Below are 19,718 nucleotides of genomic sequence, written 5' to 3' on the forward strand. Positions count from 1 at the left end.
CCACCCTGCTCTGTCCGGGGCGCCGCAAGACACCAGCAGCATCCGTTTCTTCAGGACATCACAAGCATGCAGTTCCGCATCCGATCGCTGCCACTGGCCGCCGCCACCCTCGCCTTTGCAGGCGCCAGCCTGGCAACCCAGGCGATCGCGGCGCCTTCCCGTCTCGACCGTGTCCTTGACAGCAAGGAATTGCGGGTATGCATCTGGCCCGACTATTACGGCGTTACCTACCGCAATCCGAAAACCCGCCTGCTGTCCGGCTTCGATATCGATATCGCCAATGAGCTGGGCCATGAGCTGGGCGTGGCGATCCGCTATGTCGACAGCAGCTTCATCCAGTTGATCGACAAGCTTCTTGATGACGACTGCGACATTGCCATGCACGCGGTCGGCATTACGCCGGTACGGCGGAGCCGACTGCAATTCACCAGGCCGTACATGCGCAGCGACATTTACGCGATCGCGTCCCGCTCTTCCGGCGCGATCCGGCAATGGCAGGACATCGACAAGCCCGGACGCGTGATTGCGGTGCAGGCGGGCACGTTGATGGAGCCGGTGATGCGGGAGTCGCTCAAGCATGCCAGGCTGATGCTGGTGACCCCGCCGCAAAGCCGCGAGCAGGAAGTCGAGTCCGGGCGCGCCGATGCCTTCATGACCGATTTCCCTTACAGCCGCCGCATGCTGGACCTCACCGACTGGGCAAGGCTGGTGCCGCCGCCGGCGCCATTTCACCTCACCGACTATGCCTACGCGCTCGCGCCCGGCGACGCCAGCCTGCGCAACCGGGTCGATGCCTTCATGGAGGTCATCCGGAAGGATGGCCGCCTGCTCCGCTTCGCGCGCAAGCACAAGCTGGACCCGGTCATACTCGACCGCTGAAACGGCAAGGTAACGCGACGATGAAGCTTGCAATCCCTATCGGCCGGCATGCCCTGCGCATGCGGCATTTCCTGGTGGCGGTGGGCATCCTGTGCGGCATCGTCATTCTTGCCGGCACGCTGATCCTGCTCAGGCACGACCGCCAGAACGAACTGCGCACCGAGGACGCGCGCGGGCGGCTCCTGGCCAGCATGCTGGAAAGCCACGTCAGCCGCACCCTGTCCAGCATGGACAATAATTTCACGGCCATCAGCAAGATGCTGATGCTGCCCGCGCAGCGGCACGGCGGCAATCCGGGCGGCGTGGATGTGCAGGCCCTGCTCGACACCATCGCCTCCAGTTCCACCCACTTGCGCTCGGTATCCGTGCTCGATGCCGGCGGGCGCGTGGTCAGCAGTTCGAACGGGGACAACATCGGCCGCCGGTTTTCGCTGCAGCAGCTGGGCTTTCGCAACGAGATCGGCGCCGGCCTCAACAGCGGGAGCCCGCTGTTCGTGCGCGACCTGTATGAGCTCGACGACAGCATCGACGCCGGCATGGAAGGCCAGTACCGGCAGCGCGGCGTGTATGTGGTTCCCTTCGCCACCCTGGTCAGGGTGGGCGGCGCCAGCCTGACCCTGCTGGCGCTGGTCAATCCAGCCTATCTGTTCCCGGACCATCGCTCCGGCCCGCGCAGCGATGCCGGTTATGAAGCGCTGTTTGACTATCAGGGCGTGGTGCTGGCGGCAACGCCGGATGCGCCCTTCGTGATCGGCAGCCGCAACGCCCGGCTGCCCATGTTCGACGCCCTCAACAATGACCAGCAGTTCGGCCGCTTCGACCTCAATCGCAAGGGCGGCGAGGAAATGGATGACAACACGCTGGTCAACTTCCGCGCCAGCCGCAATTTTTCCGTGGTGGCGGTGGTTGGCCTGTCGGAGCAGCATGCGCTGGCTGCCTGGGAACAGTCGGCCCACAAGCTGAGGCTGATCGGCATCTTCGCCGCGGCGCTGGCCCTGCTCTATACCACCGCGCTGCACAAGACCATCCTCGATGGCGAGCGCACGCGCGAGGAACTGCGCAAGGCAAAGGAAGCGGCGGAACAGGCCAATGCCGCCAAGAGCATCTTCCTCTCCACCATGAGCCATGAGATACGCACGCCGATGAATGGCGTGCTGGGCATGGCCGCGCTGCTGCGCGAAACCCAGCTGAGTTCACAGCAGGACGAGTTTGCCCGGACCATCGAGGATTCGGGGCATGCGCTGATGTCCATCATCAACGACGTGCTGGACTTCTCGAAGATCGAAGCCGGCAAGATGGACATTGACCTGGTCGACTGCCCGCTGCTGACGCTGGCCGAAGGCTGCGTCGACGCCCTGATCGGCCGCGCCGCCAGCCGCGGGCTTGCGCTGATCAGCTTTGTCGATCCCGCCGTGCCTGCCGTGGTCAGGGCCGATGGCGGCCGGATACGCCAGATCCTGCTGAACCTGATCGACAATGCGGTGAAATTCACGCAGTCGGGCGAGGTCGTGCTGCGGGTCAGCCTGCGCGAACGCACCGGGAGCAGCTGCCGGGTCATGTTCGAAGTGAGCGACACCGGCATAGGCATCGATGAGCAGGCCCTGGCGCGGCTGTTCCAGCCCTTCATCCAGGCGGATAACTCGGTGACCCGGAAATACGGCGGCACCGGGCTTGGCCTGTCGATCTGCAAGCGGCTGCTGGGCCTGATGGGCTCGCGCATCGATGTTGAAAGCCGGCCTGGCGAAGGCACCACCTTCCGGTTCGAGCTGCATCTGGCCGAAGTGGCACAGCCGACGGCAGTGGCGCCCCTTCCGGCATCGCAAGCCCTGGTGGTCTGCGCCCTGTCGGGTCATGCCGATGCGCTGGCTTCCTATCTGGCGGCCTGGGGCATGCAGCCGCAATGTGCCGGCACGCAGGAACAGGCGCTGGCGCTGGCGGCCAGCGCGCCGCATGCGCTGGCCGTCATCGACGGCGGCATGCCGATGTCGGCAGCAATCGCCTCTGCGCTGGCGCAATCGCATCCCGGCATGCGGCTGGTGCTGCTGGCCGAGAATGCGGCAGCGACCGGCGAGAAGCCGGCTTTTCATGCGACGCTGCGCCGTCCGCTGCGTCAGGCGGCCTTCCACCAGGCGCTCGTCTTCGCGCTGGAGCACCGGCATTACCTGCAACAGACGCCATCGCTACCCCGCCCGATCGCCAATGCGCCGGACACAGCGCCGGCCGGGGAAGGCGCCGACCGCCGGGTCTTGCTGGTGGAAGACAATCTGACCAACCAGAAGGTGGCACTGCATCAGCTGGCCCGGCTGGGATACACCGTCCATGTCGCTTCCAATGGCCAGGAAGCGCTGAACGCGATGGCGCTGCATGACTATGCGCTGGTGCTGATGGATTGCCAGATGCCGCTGATGGACGGCTTTGAAGCCACGCGCCGCATCCGTGCGGCCGAATCCGACACAGGCAGCCACCAGATCGTGGTGGCGATGACGGCCAATGCCACCGAGGGTGACCGCGAGCGCTGCCTGGCAGCCGGCATGGATGACTACCTTCCCAAGCCGATCACGCGCGACATGCTGACCGAACTGCTGCAGCGCTGGCTGCCGCCGCTGCCCGAGGCGGCAGGCTCGCCGCAGCTTCCTGGCGTGCCTCATGCAGCTGCACCGAGGTAATGGCCCCGGTGAAGCTGCGCGCGAATTCGGCCAGCGGCACCGTGTTCGGAACGGCGTCGCCTGGCGCAAGGATCAGCACATTGCGCTGGTCTGCCCGCAGCAGCAGCACCGGCCGCAGCACTTCCCGCAACGCCGAAGGCACCGCCTGCCTGCCCTGCCCCCTCTGCCAGGCAATCAGCGGGAACGGCTCCCTGCACAGCCGCTCCGCCTTGCAGTTGCGTGACGCGGTATCGAAGCCGAACATGCGCGCGCTCTGCAGCAGGCTTTCAGGAGAATGGAAGGAAGCGGCCAGCCGCTGGGCTGGCGCATCGGGAACCGGTGCGCGGTAGATCGCGCAGAGACGCTGCAGTATCCAGAAATAGGCTTCCCGGCTGATGAACTTGACCATATCTTGTTGCCGTATTCTTCTTCTTTGGCCGAAGGCCCCTGGCCTCCGGAAACAGGTTGATGTCAGGCGGTTGCCGCCGCCGTTGCCTGATTGGTGTCGCTACGCACGGGTACCGGCGCCGCATTCGGCGGCGGATCGTTGCGATGGGAATAAACCCAGGTGAATTCGGCGCCGAGCAGGAAGATCTGCGCCGAGTAATAGACCCAGACGAGCAGCACGGCGAACGATCCGGCAGCGCCGAAGCCGGAGGCAACGCCGCTCTTGCCGATGTACAGGCTGATCAGGAATTTGCCTATGGTGAAAAGCAGCGCGGTGACGATGGCGCCCACCCAGACATTCTTCCATGCGATGGTTGCATGCGGCATGAACTTGTAGATGGCGGCGAAAATGACGGTGACCACGCCAAAGGAAACCACGAAGTTCAGCGTCTGCAGCACGAATTCCCAGTTGCCCAGGTAACCGCCCCACCATTTGCCCAAGGCTGCAAGCCCGGCCGAGAGCACCAGCGACACGATCATCAGAAAGCCCAGGCCCAAGATCAGGCCGAACGACAGGATGCGGGTGCGGATGATGCCCCAGATGCCGCTTTCATTGGGCGGCGCCGGCGTGCGCCAGATCCGGTCCAGCGAGCTTTGCAGCTCGGCGAATACCGCGGTGGCGCCCACCAGCAGCGTGCCAAAGCCGACGATGGTGGCGACGATGCCCTTGCCGGGATCGCTGGCCGACTTGAGCAGTTCCTCGACCGCGACCGCGCCCTGCTCGCCCATGAGGCCACGCAACTGGGTCACGATCTCGCCACGCGCGGCCTCCGCGCCAAAGATCAGGCCGGCCACGCCGATGACGATCAGGAGCATCGGCGCCAGCGAAAACACGGTGTAGTACGACAGGGCCGCGCCCATGCTGGGCGCAAAGTCATCCACCCACGACGACACGGCTGCCTTGATCAGGTGCCAGGTGCGGGTCAATAGCGAGCCCCTGGGCACGGGCTTGAAGGCGGGCTGGCTGGCCGCTGGCGCAACCACCGTGGCGGCCTGCGTGCCAGCCGCGGCCTTCGCACTGGCGTCGGCGGGCAGGCCCGTGGCTGCCAGCGTCTCGACACTGGTCGGTGGCGGCGGCATGCCGGCATGCGGCGCATCCGGCGTCGGCACCGGGTCGACGTGGTTCTGGGCAGCCTTCAATGCAGCCACCGCATTGAACAGGGCCATCAGGGACTTGCCGGTATTGAATATCTGGCGCCATGCGCCCTGCTGCCGGATTTCCTTGTGCGCAGCCTTCGCCCTGGCATGGCGCGGCGGCTTGACGCCGCTTCCTGCCCTGGCGGCGCCAGCAGGCGCGACGGCGGCGGGCGCAGCGACCCGGGCGATGCCGGTCGGCGGCGCGGCAGGCAAACGGCCGGCGGGCATGCCGGGCGCCGGCTTGGCGGCCAGCCTGTGCGCTGCTTCCTGCGGCGTCAGCGGCCGCTTCGACTTCACGCGGCCCCTGGTCAGCAGGGCAAGGTAACCCAGTGCGGCCGCGCCCAGCATCGCGCCGGTGACGGCAGCGGGCTTCTTGACACGCTCGGCCAGGTTGGGATGCACGGGCCGGTAGCTGAGCAAGGCATTGCCATGGTCATCGACATGGACAGCGTTCCTGGAGGGAAAATCACGTAGTTGGTTCATGGCTGGTCTTGTGGGCGTCAGTGCTGATTCATTGCCAAATGGCGCTGCAATGTGTAATCGCAATCACGATGCGCAATCGCGGGCAGTCTTGCAAAAATCATACTCCGGCTGGTTGGCCGTCATCGGTACGCAGGCGCACATAGGACATACCCTATTGACCTGGGTCTATCGTATGCATCAAGGGATGATGGACCTGCCGTCCATGCGGTTGAACCTGTGCCGGGCAAGCAGCGTCTATCCTGCTTTGCCCATTCCGAGGATCACCATGCAAGTCAGGATCACCCGCCAGCTGCCGGACGGCACCAGCCAGGACTTTGGCACCCAGGAGCTGAACCATATGCCGCCCATCGGCGAGCCCTTTTCGCCGGACCAGAGAAGCTACTACACCGCGAAGGCCTATTTCGGGCCGGATCATGGCGGCCACTATCTGCTGGTGCTGGAGGGAGAGCCGCTGAAGGATGACGGCGCGCAGGCATGAACGCGTTGGCGGCAAGGCTGCTGGACCGCCAGGCCGATTCGGTGACAGCCAGCTGCGCGAGACGGCAATGGCGCATGCGCCAGTGGCTGCCATGCGAAAGTGGTTGATCTGCTGCCGAAAAGGACGTCATACCACGATGCTCGGCGCCCCTTCCTCGCCTGCCGCTTGCGGCGCCGTCTTTTGCCGTTCCAGTATTACGTTGTGGATGAATCCCAGTTTCTGCCTGACTAGCGCCGACAGCGTGAAGGGATAGGCATCGGGCATGCCGACGCTGCGGTTCAGGCTGTTGAGCACGTAGGTCAGCGCAAACCAGTCGGTCATCATGTCGTTGAACGACGCGCTTTTCAGCGGCTGCTTTTCCAGCAGCAGCTGCGGCTCGTCATCGCGCCTGGGCTGCAGCGTCATGCCGCAGGCGAATGCGGTGTCCAGCGTGTCGATCATGTGCAGATAGTGCGCCCAGCTTTCGGCCCAGTCTTCCCATGGGTGGCTGCTGGCATAGCTGCTGATGTAGCGCTGGTTCCAGTCGTCCGGCGGGCCGTTCTCGTAATGCTTCTGCAGGCTTTCCCCATAGTCCGCCCGCTCGTCGCCGAACAGGTCGCGGTAGGGCTCCACCCATTGGCTGCCGGCGATCAGGCGGTCGAAGTAATAGTGGCCGCTTTCGTGCCTGAAGTGGCCGAGCAGGGTTCGGTACGGCTCATGCATCTGCTCCCTAACCTTCTCGCGAAACGCCGGGTCCGCTTCGGCGATATTGAGGGTGATCAGGCCGTTGTCGTGGCCGGTCATGACGCGTTTCATCGGCAGGTCCTGCAGGAATTCGAAGGCCAGGCCGGTCTCTGGCGACTTGTGCTTGGATACCGGCGTGAGCTTCAGCTCCATCAGCGAATACAGCAGCCGCCGCTTGGCCGACTCCAGGCGCCGCCAGTACAGGCGGTTCTGGCCGGACAGCACCGGAATGGAATGCGTCAGCTGGCAGGAAACGCACAGGTCTTCCGGGCTATCGGCAGGCAGCATCCAGTTGCAGACCTCTTCACGGGAATAGTTGAAGCACTGCTTGAACAGCCGGCCTGTATTGGCCGGATGCAGGCTGCGCCACAGGCCATTGCCATCAGCCTCGAAGGTGGTGATCCCGCGCTGTTCGGGCAGATAGCCCAGCATTCCGCCGCAATTTTCACAAAGGACATTCTCGAAAAACACCTGCTGCCCGCATCGGTCGCAATGAAAGGTTTTCATCAATCTCGGCTGGTGAAAGGATAGGAAGGAGGTCGCCTCCCGACACTGCGGCCTGCCGTTTCAGATCATGTCGTAGTAGATCAGCAGCCCCACTGCAAGCGTGGCGGTGAGGACGGTGAATGCCAGCAGTACTGGACGTCTCGTAAAGAAAGCAAGCATGCTGACAGCCTCATCGACAGGGAAACAACATTGCCCGCATGGCACGGCGTGCCGGAGTTGGCTCGAAAGTAAACCAGCAGTCTAGCGAATGCTGCAGGCAGCCATCGTCAGAGAAATGCCCGACCCGACGTAGGAAAAACCCTCTATCGGCATCCGGCCGATGCGCAGGCAGCCGATGTCCTACACCCGATCGGGAATTTTTCTGACTGAATTTCAACGAAGATTGCAGTATGTTGACGCTACGGTTTGTCGCCCATCCGCCTCTGCCCGGGGAGCATCAATGACCTTGACTGAACTTGAAACAGCGATTGCAGTCGCATTACCGATTTTCAAGAAGTACTCGCCCAACCCCGCCGTGGTGCTCTCCTCCGGACCGGCACCGATCAGTCTGCAGGATTTCCTGTTTTCAGCCATGTCTGAAAGCGACCGCAGCGCGCTCAAGGCAGCGGGCTGGAAGACCAACGGTTTCATTGCCTGGTACTACCAGACGCAGTAGGCTGGCTGCAACGCGCCAGCGCCTGAGCGCCTGCATTGCCGGCGCCACCTGGACAGCACATCCGGCGGCGCCAGGCCCCTGCGGCAGACATCGTCTTCGGTTGGCCGCGTGACGCCCTTGCGCATTCCACGGTTTCCAGTTCCGACTATGCCTTTAAAAAGGTCCGTCCATGGATTTCAGTACACGCAAGGATTTACCCATTTCCTGTGGCACCCTGGTCCTCAACAGCGCCGGCGAACTGCTGCTGTGCCATGTCACCGGCCATGATCTGTGGGATCTGCCCAAGGGCATGCAGGAACCCGGCGAGCCGGCCGTCAAAACCGCGCGGCGCGAACTGCATGAGGAAACCGGGCTGGAATTCGCCGCCGACCTGTTCCTGGAAATCGGCCTCTTCGATTTCCGGCCCGACAAGCGCCTGCACCTGTTCAAGGTGCAGGCGCCGAATCATGTGAACGGCATCGACCAGCTGGTATGCATCAGCCATTTCATTCATCCGGTCACGGGCCAGCCCACACCCGAGATGGATGGCTTCAGGTGGGCCAGGCGGAATGAAATCAGCAGCCTGTGCGGCCCCAACATGCAGCGGGTGCTGTTGTCGATTCACTGGTGAGGCCCCCGATGCGAAAGTGCCTGCCATGCCGGGATCAACGTGATGCTGTCCAATCATTCAGGCTACGATGGCATGTCGGACAAGCTGGCGGCCAGGGCAAGGCAAGCCGCGAGTAAGCGCAACCCTTTCGTCCTGGGAACGTCCATCGTCAAGGGCTCACCGACGGTGATGATGAATGCGCCCAGGCCACCCGAGACCGTTTCACCCGCTGAGCAGAAGCAGCAGAGCGACGCGGCAGGCCAGTTGGCGCCAACGCGGCTTGCCGCAGCACATGGAGAACCATGGAAATCCAGTTTCTGGGCACCTCGTCCGGCACGCCCACACGCAGCCGCAACCTGTCTGCGCTGGCCTTGCGTGCGGAGGCCTCCAGGCAATGGTGCCTGATCGACTGCGGCGAGGCCACGCAGCATCGCATCCTGCGCACCAGCCTGTCGCTGATGACGCTGCGCGCCGTCTTCATTACCCATATCCATGGCGACCACTGCTACGGGCTGCCCGGCCTGCTGGCCAGCGCCGGCATGCTCAACCGGTCCGAAACACTGTCCGTCATCGGTCCGCCTTCGATAGGCCGCTTTATCGACTGCGTGCTGGAAACCACCGGACTGCACCTGCCCTATCCGCTGCAATTCATCAGCGTGGAGGCGCTGGTGGATACGCAGCCGCTGCCCGACCTTGCCGTGCGGGCTACCGCGCTGTCGCACCGGGTGCCGTCCTATGCGTACAGCTTTTGCGAAAAGGCAGTGGAGGGCAAGCTGGACGTGGACAAGCTCAGGCGCGACGCGGTGCCGGCCGGCCCCGGCTGGGGCCGGATCCAGCAGGGCCGCGAGCTGACGCTGCCAGACGGCCGCACCATCCATGCGCGCGATTACCTGCTCGCGCCGCGCAAGCCGCGCAAGATCATCGTGGGCGGCGACAATGACAGCCCCGGGCTGCTGGCCGCCGAGGCAGCGGACGCCGACGTGCTGGTGCATGAGGCCACCTACACCCAGGCCGGCCTGGACAAGGTAGGACCCGGCCCGCAGCACAGCTCGGCCGGAGCGGTGGCGCGCTTTGCCGGCGAGGCCGGCATCCGCAATCTCGTGCTCACCCATTTCAGCCCGCGTTATCAGGAGCAGGATACGGCGCGCAATGGCGCACCCACGCTGGCCGATCTCGAAGCCGAAGCGCGCGCCGGCTATCAGGGCAGGCTGTTCCTTGCCAGCGACCTCGACCGCTATGCGCTGGACCGGCAGGGCGACCTTGCCAGGCTGCCGTAACCGCGACGCGGCGAACGGTGAACACCAGGCCGGCTGCCGCCTTCGCGCCGGAAGAACTTATTCTTCCAGCCCCAGTTCTTCCAGCACGCGGCGCAATTGCTGCCGGTCCTCTCCCGTCAGGGCCTTCAGTGGCAAGGGCAAGCTGGGGCTGGCAACCAGGCCCAGCAACTCTGCGGCGGCGGCAATCACCCGCAGGCTGCCATGTCGCTGCAACAATGACCATAAGGGCTGCAGGCGTTCGGACAGGCGTGTCGCTTCGTCGGCATTGCCGGCTTGCGCGGCGCGCGTGATGGCCAGCAGCGGCCCGGCAAGCAGGCCGCCAATGGCCGAGTACCAGGCATCGCATCCGGCATTGAGCCCGGTGGCGCCATGTGCATCGCCGCTGACGCCTATCGTCACATGAGATGGAATCAGCGCGCGCAGGCGCTGCACGCGTTCCCTTGCCGCCACGGCATCCACCGGCACGCCGGGAATCTTGATCGAGCCGACCCGGGGCAATTGCGCGATGCGTGCGTGCAAGGCATCGCTGAAGCTGAAGTGGGTCGTACCGGGGTTGTCGTACACGCACAGGGGCACGGAAAGGGAGCGCGTCACTGCCTCATACAGACCGAAGACTTCATCATCGGTCAGCTTCTGGTAGGACACTGGCGCCAGCAGCACGGCATCCGCCCCAGCCTTCTGCGCATGCTCGGCCAGCGCCAGCACATCCCGGGTGCGCAGCGCGCCGATGCCGATCATCATCGGCACATCGGATGCCTGGTCGAGCGCCAGCTCCGCAAGCCGCTTGCGCTCGGCCATGCCGAGATAGGCATAGTTGCCGGTCGAGCCGAGCACGCAGATCGAATCGACCCGGGCCATCACCAGGCGCTTGAGCAGCCGCGCAAAGGCAGCCTCATCAACAGCGTCTTCATTCATCGGCGTCAGGGGAAAGGCGCTCAGGCCATGGAGCATGCTGGATCCTCCTTGTGGATCGGGTTGGATGCGGTCGGGCAGGTCTGCGCATCATGACATTCATCCGTGATGATGCACAAGCTGGCATTGTTGCCGCCTTCGCTGCCTGCCTCGGTGCCGGCATCAACTAACCCCCGCATTTCCGGCGACAGGCTGGATAGCGACATTTCGCTGGAGAAGAACAGCTGGAGCCTGGCGCTGCAGGCCGGATTCGACGTCAGGCTCAACCGCAACCGCTCCATCAACACGAAGGTAAAAAAGGTGCAGCTACGCGGCGACGTCTCGATGGCTGGCGGGCAGACTAGCGGTGTGAAGCGCGATCCGGTACTGTTCGGAGCAGCCGTGGGCTATCGCTTCTGACGAAACGCGTTGCCGCGGTGGATCGGGATGCGCGCATCAGGCGCATCCCGATGCCTGGCCATGCAGTCATGGCAGGCGATGCGGGCCATGACCTCATGAAAAGCGGCTGAAGTCCGGCTTGCGCTTTTCAAAGAAGGCGGTGAATGCTTCCTTCGCTTCCGGCGCGGTCAGCATGCGGCGGAAATGCTCGCCTTCCTGCGCCATCTGGGCATCGATGTCCGCAGCAGCGCCCTGCTTCATCAGCAGCTTGGTGGTGCGCACCGAAGAGCCCGGCAAGGCCGCCAGCTTGGCTGCCTGGGCCTGCACGAAAGCTTCCAGTTCACTGGCCGGCAGCACCCGGTTCACCAGCCCCATCTGCTGTGCCTCGTCGGCCAGGAAAGCCTCGCCCAGCATCAGCTTCTCGGCTGCCCGCTGATAGCCGGCGACGCGCTGCAGCAGCAGGCTGGAAGCGAATTCGGGGCACAGGCCAAGCTGGCTGAATGGCATCGAGAATTTTGCATTGTCGGACGCATACACCAGGTCGCAATGCAGCAGCATCGTCGTGCCGATGCCCACCGCCGCGCCGCTGACCGCGGCCACCACAGGCTTGCTCGCACCCTTCAATGCCGCCATGAAGCGAAACACCGAACTGTTTTCGCCCTGTGGCGGCTGCTTCAGAAAGTCTTCCAGGTCATTGCCGGCGGTGAAGATGCCCGGATGCCCCGCAAACACGACAACCCGCACCGCGTTGTCAGCCTCGGCCGCAGCCAGCGCCTCAGCCATCGCCTGGTACATCGCGCCGGTAATGGCATTCTTCTTTTCCGGGCGGTTGAAGCGGATGGTGCAGATGCCGTTAGCCTGTTCGATGCTGATATCCATGTCGTCTCCTGATTGTGGATGAAGTAAGTGATGAAGCAAAAGGTTCTTTACTGACGATTGTGCCGCAATGCCTTTCGTAAGGGGCCGGCGCAGTTGCAGTTGACGTACGCGCAGCGACAGTTGCCGTTGCTTTTGAAGTGGCCGTTGCCGTTGCAGTTGCCGTTGCCGTTGCCGTTGCCGTTCAGTCCCGTTGAGCGCGCCGTGTCAGCGGTGCCCGGAGCGGATCAGGTGCGGCGTCTGTCTGAGCGAAACGCAGTGTAGCGAGTTTAGCCGCGCCCCGCTCCGGGCACCGCTGACACGGGAACCCCGCGCAGCGGGGCGCGATCACCGGGTCGCCTTTTTTTGGTTACTTTTTTTGGCGAAGCAAAAAAAGTGACCCGGCCGCCGGGACGGACTCCCGGCTTGTCTCCACGGCAGTGCAGCCGTCTTGCGTCACCCGGCAACGCACGGGCAGCACTGTCGTAGTTGACGTTCAACGTGTTTTGAACAAAACCTTTAACTTCAAACGTCAAAAGCAACTGCTGCTTCGCAGTGACGTCTTTACGGCTGGTGACCCAACATCACTGCACTGTCGTCATGACCAAGCCGGGTATTCGCCCCGGCAGGCGACCCGGTGATCGCGCCCCGCTGCCGCGGGGTTCCCGTGCCGTCGACGCCTGAAGCGGGGCGCGGCTAAACTCGCTACGCTACGCTGCGCTCAGACAGACGCCGCACCTTTTCCGCTTCAGGCATCGCCGTCGCGGCGCGCCCAACGGGGTTTAACGGCAACCGCAACGTCAAAAGCAACTGCAACTGTCGCTACGCGCACTTCAAGTACAAATGCAACTTAGCCGCTTCTGTAGGGTGCAATACCCGAAGGGCATTGCACCGCGGAGTGCAAACCGGGAGGCGACAGTAGACTGCTTTCCCGGATTGACCAATGGTGCAATGCCCCTTCGGGGTATTGCACCCTACTGCGCCATTACATCCGCTCGAAGATGCCGGCCGCCCCCATCCCGGTTCCAACGCACATCGTCACCATCCCGTACTTCAAATTCTTCCGCCGCAGCGCATGCACCACCGTAGCAGACCGGATCGCACCGGTCGCCCCGAGCGGATGGCCAAGCGCGATCGCGCCGCCCATCGGGTTGACTTTGGACGGGTCCAGCCCCAGGTCCTGGATCACCGCCAGCGCCTGCGCGGCAAAGGCTTCGTTCAGCTCGAACCAGTCGATCTGGTCCTGCGTGATGTTGGCCGCGCGCAGCGCCGCGGGAATCGCTTCCTTCGGACCGATGCCCATGATCTCGGGCGGCACGCCGCGCACGGCGAACGAGGCGAAACGCGCCAGCGGCGTCAGGTTGAACTGCTTCAGGATCCTCTCGCTGACCAGGATCAGCGCACCGGCGCCGTCGGAGGTCTGCGAGCTGTTGCCGGCCGTGACCGTGCCCTTGGCAGCGAATACCGGGCGCAACCTCGCCAGCGCTTCCAGGCTGGTGTCGGCGCGCGCGCCTTCATCCACGCTCACGGTGCGCGTCTTCACATCGATTTCGCCGCTGGCCAGATTCGGGAATTTCTCGATGATGTCCACTGCGGTGGTCTCATCGGCAAACTCGCCGGCCTGCTGGGCGCGAATTGCCTTGAGATGCGACTCCAGCGCAAACTGGTCCTGCGCCTCGCGCGACACCTTCCATTGCTTGGCGACGTTCTCCGCGGTCAGGCCCATGCCGTAGGCCATGCCGACATTCTCGTCCTTGAAGATGCCCATGTTCATCGATGGATGATGTCCCATCATAGGCACCATGGACATCGACTCGACGCCAGCCGCGATCATCACATCGGCCTGGCCGACACGGATGCGGTCGGCCGCCATCGCCACCGCGGTGATGCCGGAGGCGCAATAACGGTTGACGGTCACGCCGCCCACGGTCTTGGGCAGGCCGGCCAGCAGTACCGCCATGCGGGCCAGGTTCAGGCCCTGCTCGGCTTCGGGGAACGAGCAGCCGACGATGGCATCCTCGATCAGCGCCGGGTCGAGCCCGGGCACCTGGGCCACGGCCGATTGCATCGCACGCACCAGCAGGTCGTCCGGGCGGGTATGGCGGAACATGCCGCGCGGCGCCTTGCCGATCGGCGTGCGGGTGGCGGCGACGATGTAGGCGTCTTGTATTTGTTGGCTCATTTCTATTCTCCTAGTTGCGCACCGGCTTGCCGGTTTGCATCATGCCCATGATCCGCTCCTGCGTTTTCGGATGGCCGAGCAGTTCCATGAATGCCTTGCGTTCGAGGTCGAGCAGCCACTGCTCCGACACCAGGCTGTTGGGTTCGATATCGCCGCCGCTGACGATTTCGGCAATCATCATGCCGAGCTTGTAGTCGTGGGCCGAGATGAAGCCGCCATCGCGCATGTTGACCAGCTGCGCGCCTATCGTGGCCATGCCGTAGCGGCCGGCGACCGGCACCAGCGCGCGGTTCGGCGCGCGGTAGCCTGCATCAAACATCGCGCGCGCTTCCACCCTGGCCACGTGCAGCAGTTCATGGGCATTGAAGACCACGGTGTCGTTGGCCGACAGGTAGCCCATCTTCTTCGCTTCCAGCGCCGACTTCGATACCTGCGCCGTGGCGGCATTGGTGAAGTAGGTCTTCAGGAACTGCAGCAGGTCGTTGCCCTTGGCATCGGCGGCCGCGCGCAGCGCGGCTTCCTTCAGGCCGCCGCCGGCCGGCACCAGGCCCACGCCCACTTCCACCAGGCCCATGTAGGTTTCCAGCGCGGCCACGCGCCTGGCCGCATGCAGCGCCAGCTCGCAGCCGCCGCCCAGGGCCAGGCCGGCAACCGCGGCCACCACCGGCACATTGGCGTACTTCATGCGCAGCAGCGCGTTCTGCAGCTTGGCCACTTCCGGTCCGATCGCCTTGACGCCGCCCGACATGAACACCGGCAGCATCGCCTGCAGGTCGGCGCCAGCCGAGAATGCGCCGCCCTGCGCCGCGTCGGCATTCCAGATCACCAGGCCCTTGTAGCTGGCCTCGGCTTCGTCGATGGCGCGGTTCAGGCCGGCGATCACGCCCGGTCCGATCACATGCATCTTGGTCTTCAGCGACAGCACCAGCACTTCGTCGCCGCCATGCCAGGCGCGCACCGAGTCATCCTCGAACACCGTGGTGCCAGCCTTGCCGCCATCGGCCGCGCCTTCGCCCAGCAGCGGCGCGCGGAATGGCTGGCGTCCATAGACGGCAAGGCCGGAGCGCGGCACATAGGCCTTCTTCGCCGGCGACCACGAGCCTTCGGCGGCATGCACGCCGTCGCGGCCGTCGAAGACCCAGTCGGGCAGCGGCGCATTGGACAGCGCGCGGCCAGCCTCGATGTCTTCCCTGACCCAGGTCGCGACCTGCTGCCAGCCGGCGGCCTGCCAGTTCTCGAACGGGCCCTGGCTCCAGCCGAAGCCCCAGCGCAGCGCGAAGTCGACATCGCGCGCATTGTCGGCAATGCTCTCCAGGTGCACCGCGATGTAATGGAAGGCGTCGCGGAAGATGGCCCACAGGAACTGCGCCTGCGGATTGGTCGAGTCATGCAGCGCCTTCATGCGCTTGGCCGGGTCCTTTTCCTTCAGGATGCGGCCCACCAGGTCGTCGGCCTTGGCGCCGCCGGGCACATAGCCTCCGCTCGCCGGGTCGATGCGCTGGATGTCCTTGCCGACCTTCTTGTAGAAGCCGGCGCCGGCCTTCTGGCCCAGCGCGCCGGCTTCGATCAGCTTGCCCAAGAGCGCCGGGGTTTCGTACACCGGGAAGAAGGGGTCGTCCTTCAGGTTGTCCTGCATGGTCCGGATCACATGGCCCATGGTGTCCAGGCCCACCACGTCGGCGGTGCGGAAGGTGCCGGACTTGGCGCGGCCCAGGCGGGCGCCGGTCAGGTCATCGACTACATCCACCGACAGGCCGAACTTCTCGGCTTCCCGGATCGTGGCCAGCATGCCGAAGATGCCGACGCGGTTGGCGATGAAGTTGGGCGTGTCGATCGCCCGCACCACGCCCTTGCCCAGCGTGGAAGCAAGGAAGCCTTCCAGCTGGTCCAGGATTTCGGGACGGGTGGCGGCGGTCGGGATCAGTTCCACCAGATGCATGTAGCGCGGCGGATTGAAGAAGTGCACGCCGCAGAAGCGCGCCTTGAGGTCGGCATCGAAGCCTTCGGACAGCGCCGTGATCGACAGGCCGGATGTGTTGGAGGCGAAGATCGCATTCGGCGCGATGTGGGGCGCGACCTTCTTGTACAGGTCATGCTTCCAGTCCATGCGCTCGGCGATGGCTTCGATGATCAGGTCGCAGCCCTTCAGGATGTCGAGGTTGTCCTCGTAGTTGGCGACTTCGATCAGCGCCGCCTGGTCGCGGTCGGCCAGTGGCGCCGGACTCAGCTTCTTCAGGTTTTCAATGGCGCGCAGCACGATGCCGTTCTTCGGGCCTTCCTTGGCCGGCAGGTCGAACAGCACCACGGGCACGCGGGCGTTGACGCAGTGCGCGGCAATTTGCGCGCCCATCACGCCGGCGCCCAGCACGGCGACTTTCTTGACGATGAAATTTGACATGGTTGTAGTCCTGGAACGTTGGGTGCGGGCCGCCGCGCCGACCTGCTGCAAGCGAGCGGGTCGGCGGGATGCTGCGGCGGTTTTCCGTGGTTTAGATCAGGTCGGCGTCCAGCGCCATCAGGCTGGCCGAGCCCGAGCGGGCCTGGCGGATCAGCATCGCGGTTTCAGGCAAGAGGCGCGCGAAGTAGAAACGCGCGGTGCCCAGCTTGGACTGGTAGAAGCTGTCGCCGGAGTCCTGCTTTTCCAGCGCGATCTTGGCCATGCGGGCAAAGAAGTAGGCAAACACCAGGTGGCCGACCACGCGCAGGTAAGGCACGGCGGCGGCGCCGACTTCGTCTTGGTTCTGGAAGGCCTTCATGCCGATTTCCATGGTCAGCTTGGTGACCTTGTCGCCGAGGTCGGCCAGCGGCGTGATGAACTCGGACATCGCTTCATCGGTGCCATTCTCCTCGACGAAGGCCTGCACCTGGGCGCCGAACTTGCGCAGCTTGGCGCCATTGTCCATCAGCACCTTGCGGCCCAGAAGGTCGAGCGACTGGATGGTGTTGGTGCCTTCGTAGATCATGTTGATGCGCGAGTCGCGCACATACTGCTCCATGCCCCATTCGGAAATGAAGCCGTGGCCGCCATAGACCTGCATTGCCTCAGAGGTGGCGATCCAGCCATTGTCGGTCAGGAAGGCCTTGATGATGGGCGTGAGCAGCGCGACCTGGTCGGCCGCGTCCTTGCGCACTTCCTCGTCCGGGTGGTTCAGCTCGCGGTCGATCAGCAGGGCGGTGTAGTAGCTGAATGCGCGGCCGCCTTCGGCATAGGCCTTGGCGGTGAGCAGCATGCGGCGCACGTCCGGATGCACGATGATCGGGTCGGCTGGCTTTTCCGGCGCCTTCACGCCGGACAGGCTGCGCATCTGCAGGCGGTCCTTCGCATACACCAGCGCGTTCTGGAAGGCGACTTCGGTCAGGCCCAGCGACTGCATGCCCACGCCCAGGCGGGCCGCGTTCATCATCACGAACATCGCATTCAGGCCCTTGTTGGGCTGGCCGATCAGCCAGCCGGTGGCGCCGTCCATGTTCATCTGGCAGGTGGAGTTGCCGTGGATGCCCATCTTCTCTTCGATCGCGCCGCAGAAGATGCGGTTGCGGTCGCCCAGCGAGCCGTCCGGGTTGGGGATGAACTTGGGCACCAGGAACAGCGAAATGCCCTTGGTCCCGGCCGGCGCGTCAGGCAGGCGTGCCAGCACCAGGTGAACGATGTTTTCCACCATGTCATGCTCGCCGGCGGAGATGAAGATCTTGCCGCCGGTGATGCGGTAGGAACCATCGGCCTGCGGCTCGGCCTTGGAGCGCAGCATGCCGAGGTCGGTGCCGCAGTGCGGCTCGGTCAGGCACATGGTGCCGGTCCATTCGCCCGACACCAGCTTGGACAGGTACAGCGCTTTCTGCTCCGGCGTGCCATGCGCATGCAGGCACTCATAGGCGCCATGCGACAGGCCGGGATACATGGTCCAGGCCTGGTTGGACGAATTCAGCATTTCATAGAACGCGTTGTTCAGCACCACGGGCAGGCCCTGGCCGCCGTATTCCGGGTCGGCCGACAAGGACGGCCAGCCGGCGTCGATGTACTGCCGGTAGGCTTCCTTGAAGCCCTTTGGCGTTGTCACTTCATGGGTTTCCTGATTCAGCCTGCAGCCTTCGCGGTCGCCGCTGTGATTGAGCGGGAACACCACCTCGGACGTGAACCTGCCGCCCTCCTCCAGCACCTGGTTGATGATGTCGGCATCGACTTCCGCATGCGGCGGAAGCTGCTTCAATTCATTTTCGACCTGCAGCAACTCGTGCAGAACGAACTGCATGTCCCGTATCGGGGCGACATATTGACCCATGTTTTTCTCCAGAAGAGCGATGGCTAGATTGATCAGTCGGACTGTCTTGTCGACAGCGATTCAGTTCCTGTGTCGCATCAGCGGCTTGCCACTTCCACGGCGCGGTAGCTTTCGAGCAGGCGGTCGAAGCCGACCTGCGCGCGGCCAACGCTGCCGGGGCGCTTGATGAAGCGTGCATCGTGGTGCAGCGCCAGCACCAGGCCATACATTTCATACACCATCTGCTGCGGGTCGGTATCGGGGCGCAGGTGGCCGCACTCGACCGCCTGCTCCACGCAGCGGCGCAGCGCGTCCTGCCATGCCCTGACCATGCCGACCAGCTCCTCGCGGATCGCGCCCGGCCGGTCGTCATACTCGGCCGCGCCGCTGATGTAGATGCAGCCGGAAGCGATTTCCATCGTCACCCGCTTGACCCAGCGCGAGAACATGCTTTGCAGGCGCGGCAGGCCGCGCGGCTCCTGCATGCTGGGATAGAACACCTCCTGCTCGAAGTGATGGTGATACAGCTTCAGCACTTCGATCTGCAGGTCTTCGCGCGATCCGAAATGCGCAAATACGCCTGATTTGCTCATGTTCATCTTGTCGGCAAGCAGGCCGATGGTCAGGCCTTCGAGGCCGTCGCGGCTTGCCAGGCCAAGCGCTACGTCAAGGATCGCTGCGCGGGTCAGTTCGCCCTTGCGCATGAATTTCGGTGTCGTGTCAGTCATGATGGAACTCAGTGAGTCCTGTAAAAAACGATGGGAACAGAAACGAACTGAATGCGAACGTTCGTACTATTATGCAGCCACTCTTAAATGTCAAACTGCAACCTAGAGTGGCTGTTCTAGAGATTTGGTTCTATGCGGCAATGCATCATGGGACCGCTGTGCGGGTCAGAAGCGGCTGATCAGGCGGCGGTCGCGCTTGGTTGGACGGCCCTTGATGTCGGCCCCAGGCTCCCGGAAATAGCGGCGGTCTTCGGCGGCCTTGGCGCGCCGTTCGACGCTGCCTTCGGTCTCCTCGTACAGCGCCTGCGCAAAGTTGGCGGCACGCCGCACGTCGGACAGTTCCTTCACCACCACTTCCCATTCGGTGGAACCGTTATCGACTTCCACCCGGTCGCCCGGCTTGACGCCTCGCGCCGGCTTGACGCGGTCGCCGTTGAGCCTGATCTTGCCATTGTCGACGGCATCGGTTGCCATGCTGCGGGTCTTGAAGAAACGGGCTGCCCACAGCCACTTGTCTATTCGTACACTTTCATTCGTCATCTCTTTGATCCATAAGCTAATCCACCCTGTATATCGCGGTTTTT

The 19,718-nt window shown here is 64.0% G+C and carries 17 protein-coding genes; 7 read left to right on the top strand and 10 right to left on the bottom strand.

The window, feature by feature from the left end; genetic code table 11:
* Positions 1 to 66: 66 nt before the first annotated feature.
* Together IGW04_RS16100 and IGW04_RS16105 are read left to right on the top strand one after the other, a co-directional pair.
* Positions 67 to 879 carry an ABC transporter substrate-binding protein gene (locus IGW04_RS16100; RefSeq protein WP_194714105.1) on the top strand — a complete coding sequence of 271 codons (813 nt, stop codon included), beginning with the start codon at positions 67 to 69 and terminating at the stop codon, positions 877 to 879.
* Between the two features lie 20 nt (positions 880 to 899).
* Positions 900 to 3,545 (top strand): ATP-binding protein, encoded by a 2,646-nt coding sequence (locus IGW04_RS16105; protein ID WP_194714106.1) that lies wholly within the window; start codon positions 900 to 902, stop codon positions 3,543 to 3,545.
* Here IGW04_RS16105 and IGW04_RS16110 read toward each other — a convergent pair.
* The gene (locus IGW04_RS16110; RefSeq protein ID WP_194714107.1) at positions 3,436 to 3,933 is read right to left on the bottom strand and encodes a cysteine peptidase family C39 domain-containing protein; all 498 of its coding nucleotides are present in this window, start codon (positions 3,931 to 3,933) and stop codon (positions 3,436 to 3,438) included. The genes IGW04_RS16105 and IGW04_RS16110 overlap by 110 nt on opposite strands.
* A 62-nt stretch (positions 3,934 to 3,995) precedes the next feature.
* Positions 3,996 to 5,591, bottom strand: coding sequence for a YihY/virulence factor BrkB family protein (locus IGW04_RS26135; protein ID WP_323744866.1), 1,596 nt, complete (start codon positions 5,589 to 5,591; stop codon positions 3,996 to 3,998).
* Positions 5,592 to 5,856: 265 nt separating this feature from the next.
* Here IGW04_RS26135 and IGW04_RS16120 point away from each other — a divergent pair, with 265 nt between their 5' ends.
* Positions 5,857 to 6,069 carry a hypothetical protein gene (locus tag IGW04_RS16120; protein ID WP_194714108.1) on the top strand — a complete coding sequence of 71 codons (213 nt, stop codon included), beginning with the start codon at positions 5,857 to 5,859 and terminating at the stop codon, positions 6,067 to 6,069.
* Between the two features lie 126 nt (positions 6,070 to 6,195).
* On the opposite strand, the gene IGW04_RS16125 is transcribed toward IGW04_RS16120, so the two are convergent.
* Complete coding sequence (locus IGW04_RS16125; RefSeq protein WP_194714109.1) at positions 6,196 to 7,299, bottom strand: zinc-binding metallopeptidase family protein; 1,104 nt, start codon at positions 7,297 to 7,299, stop codon at positions 6,196 to 6,198.
* A 439-nt stretch (positions 7,300 to 7,738) separates the two neighbouring features.
* Between IGW04_RS16125 and IGW04_RS16130 the strand changes: the two genes are divergently transcribed.
* From IGW04_RS16130 to IGW04_RS16140, 3 genes are all read left to right on the top strand, one after another.
* Positions 7,739 to 7,954 (top strand): hypothetical protein, encoded by a 216-nt coding sequence (locus IGW04_RS16130; protein ID WP_194714110.1) that lies wholly within the window; start codon positions 7,739 to 7,741, stop codon positions 7,952 to 7,954.
* Between the two features lie 169 nt (positions 7,955 to 8,123).
* Positions 8,124 to 8,564 (top strand): NUDIX hydrolase, encoded by a 441-nt coding sequence (locus tag IGW04_RS16135; RefSeq protein WP_194714111.1) that lies wholly within the window; start codon positions 8,124 to 8,126, stop codon positions 8,562 to 8,564.
* Between the two features lie 281 nt (positions 8,565 to 8,845).
* Entirely contained in the window at positions 8,846 to 9,820 is a 975-nt protein-coding gene (locus tag IGW04_RS16140) for an MBL fold metallo-hydrolase (protein ID WP_194714112.1), read from the top strand.
* A gap of 57 nt (positions 9,821 to 9,877) precedes the next feature.
* Here the strand turns inward: IGW04_RS16140 and IGW04_RS16145 are convergent, their stop codons facing one another.
* Positions 9,878 to 10,771: a dihydrodipicolinate synthase family protein gene (locus IGW04_RS16145; protein WP_194714113.1), complete on the bottom strand. Its 894-nt coding sequence runs from the start codon at positions 10,769 to 10,771 to the stop codon at positions 9,878 to 9,880.
* Positions 10,772 to 10,840: 69 nt separating this feature from the next.
* On the opposite strand from IGW04_RS16145, the gene IGW04_RS16150 reads away from it, so the two are divergent.
* Complete coding sequence (locus IGW04_RS16150; protein ID WP_194714114.1) at positions 10,841 to 11,131, top strand: OmpW family protein; 291 nt, start codon at positions 10,841 to 10,843, stop codon at positions 11,129 to 11,131.
* Positions 11,132 to 11,224: 93 nt separating this feature from the next.
* Here IGW04_RS16150 and IGW04_RS16155 read toward each other — a convergent pair whose 3' ends face one another.
* The 6 genes from IGW04_RS16155 to IGW04_RS16180 form a co-directional block, all read right to left on the bottom strand.
* Positions 11,225 to 11,989 (bottom strand): enoyl-CoA hydratase, encoded by a 765-nt coding sequence (locus IGW04_RS16155; protein ID WP_194714115.1) that lies wholly within the window; start codon positions 11,987 to 11,989, stop codon positions 11,225 to 11,227.
* A gap of 961 nt (positions 11,990 to 12,950) precedes the next feature.
* Positions 12,951 to 14,147, bottom strand: coding sequence for an acetyl-CoA C-acyltransferase (locus IGW04_RS16160; protein WP_194714116.1), 1,197 nt, complete (start codon positions 14,145 to 14,147; stop codon positions 12,951 to 12,953).
* A gap of 10 nt (positions 14,148 to 14,157) precedes the next feature.
* Complete coding sequence (locus IGW04_RS16165) at positions 14,158 to 16,545, bottom strand: 3-hydroxyacyl-CoA dehydrogenase/enoyl-CoA hydratase family protein (protein WP_194714117.1); 2,388 nt, start codon at positions 16,543 to 16,545, stop codon at positions 14,158 to 14,160.
* Between the two features lie 91 nt (positions 16,546 to 16,636).
* Positions 16,637 to 18,427: an acyl-CoA dehydrogenase C-terminal domain-containing protein gene (locus tag IGW04_RS16170; protein ID WP_194714118.1), complete on the bottom strand. Its 1,791-nt coding sequence runs from the start codon at positions 18,425 to 18,427 to the stop codon at positions 16,637 to 16,639.
* Positions 18,428 to 18,504: 77 nt separating this feature from the next.
* Positions 18,505 to 19,110 carry a TetR/AcrR family transcriptional regulator gene (locus IGW04_RS16175; RefSeq protein ID WP_194714154.1) on the bottom strand — a complete coding sequence of 202 codons (606 nt, stop codon included), beginning with the start codon at positions 19,108 to 19,110 and terminating at the stop codon, positions 18,505 to 18,507.
* Positions 19,111 to 19,299: 189 nt separating this feature from the next.
* Positions 19,300 to 19,674 carry an RNA-binding S4 domain-containing protein gene (locus IGW04_RS16180; RefSeq protein WP_194714119.1) on the bottom strand — a complete coding sequence of 125 codons (375 nt, stop codon included), beginning with the start codon at positions 19,672 to 19,674 and terminating at the stop codon, positions 19,300 to 19,302.
* Positions 19,675 to 19,718 lie beyond the last annotated feature (44 nt).

It is taken from the genome of Noviherbaspirillum soli (genome assembly GCF_015352955.1).
Lineage (GTDB): Bacteria > Pseudomonadota > Gammaproteobacteria > Burkholderiales > Burkholderiaceae_D > Noviherbaspirillum_A > Noviherbaspirillum_A soli.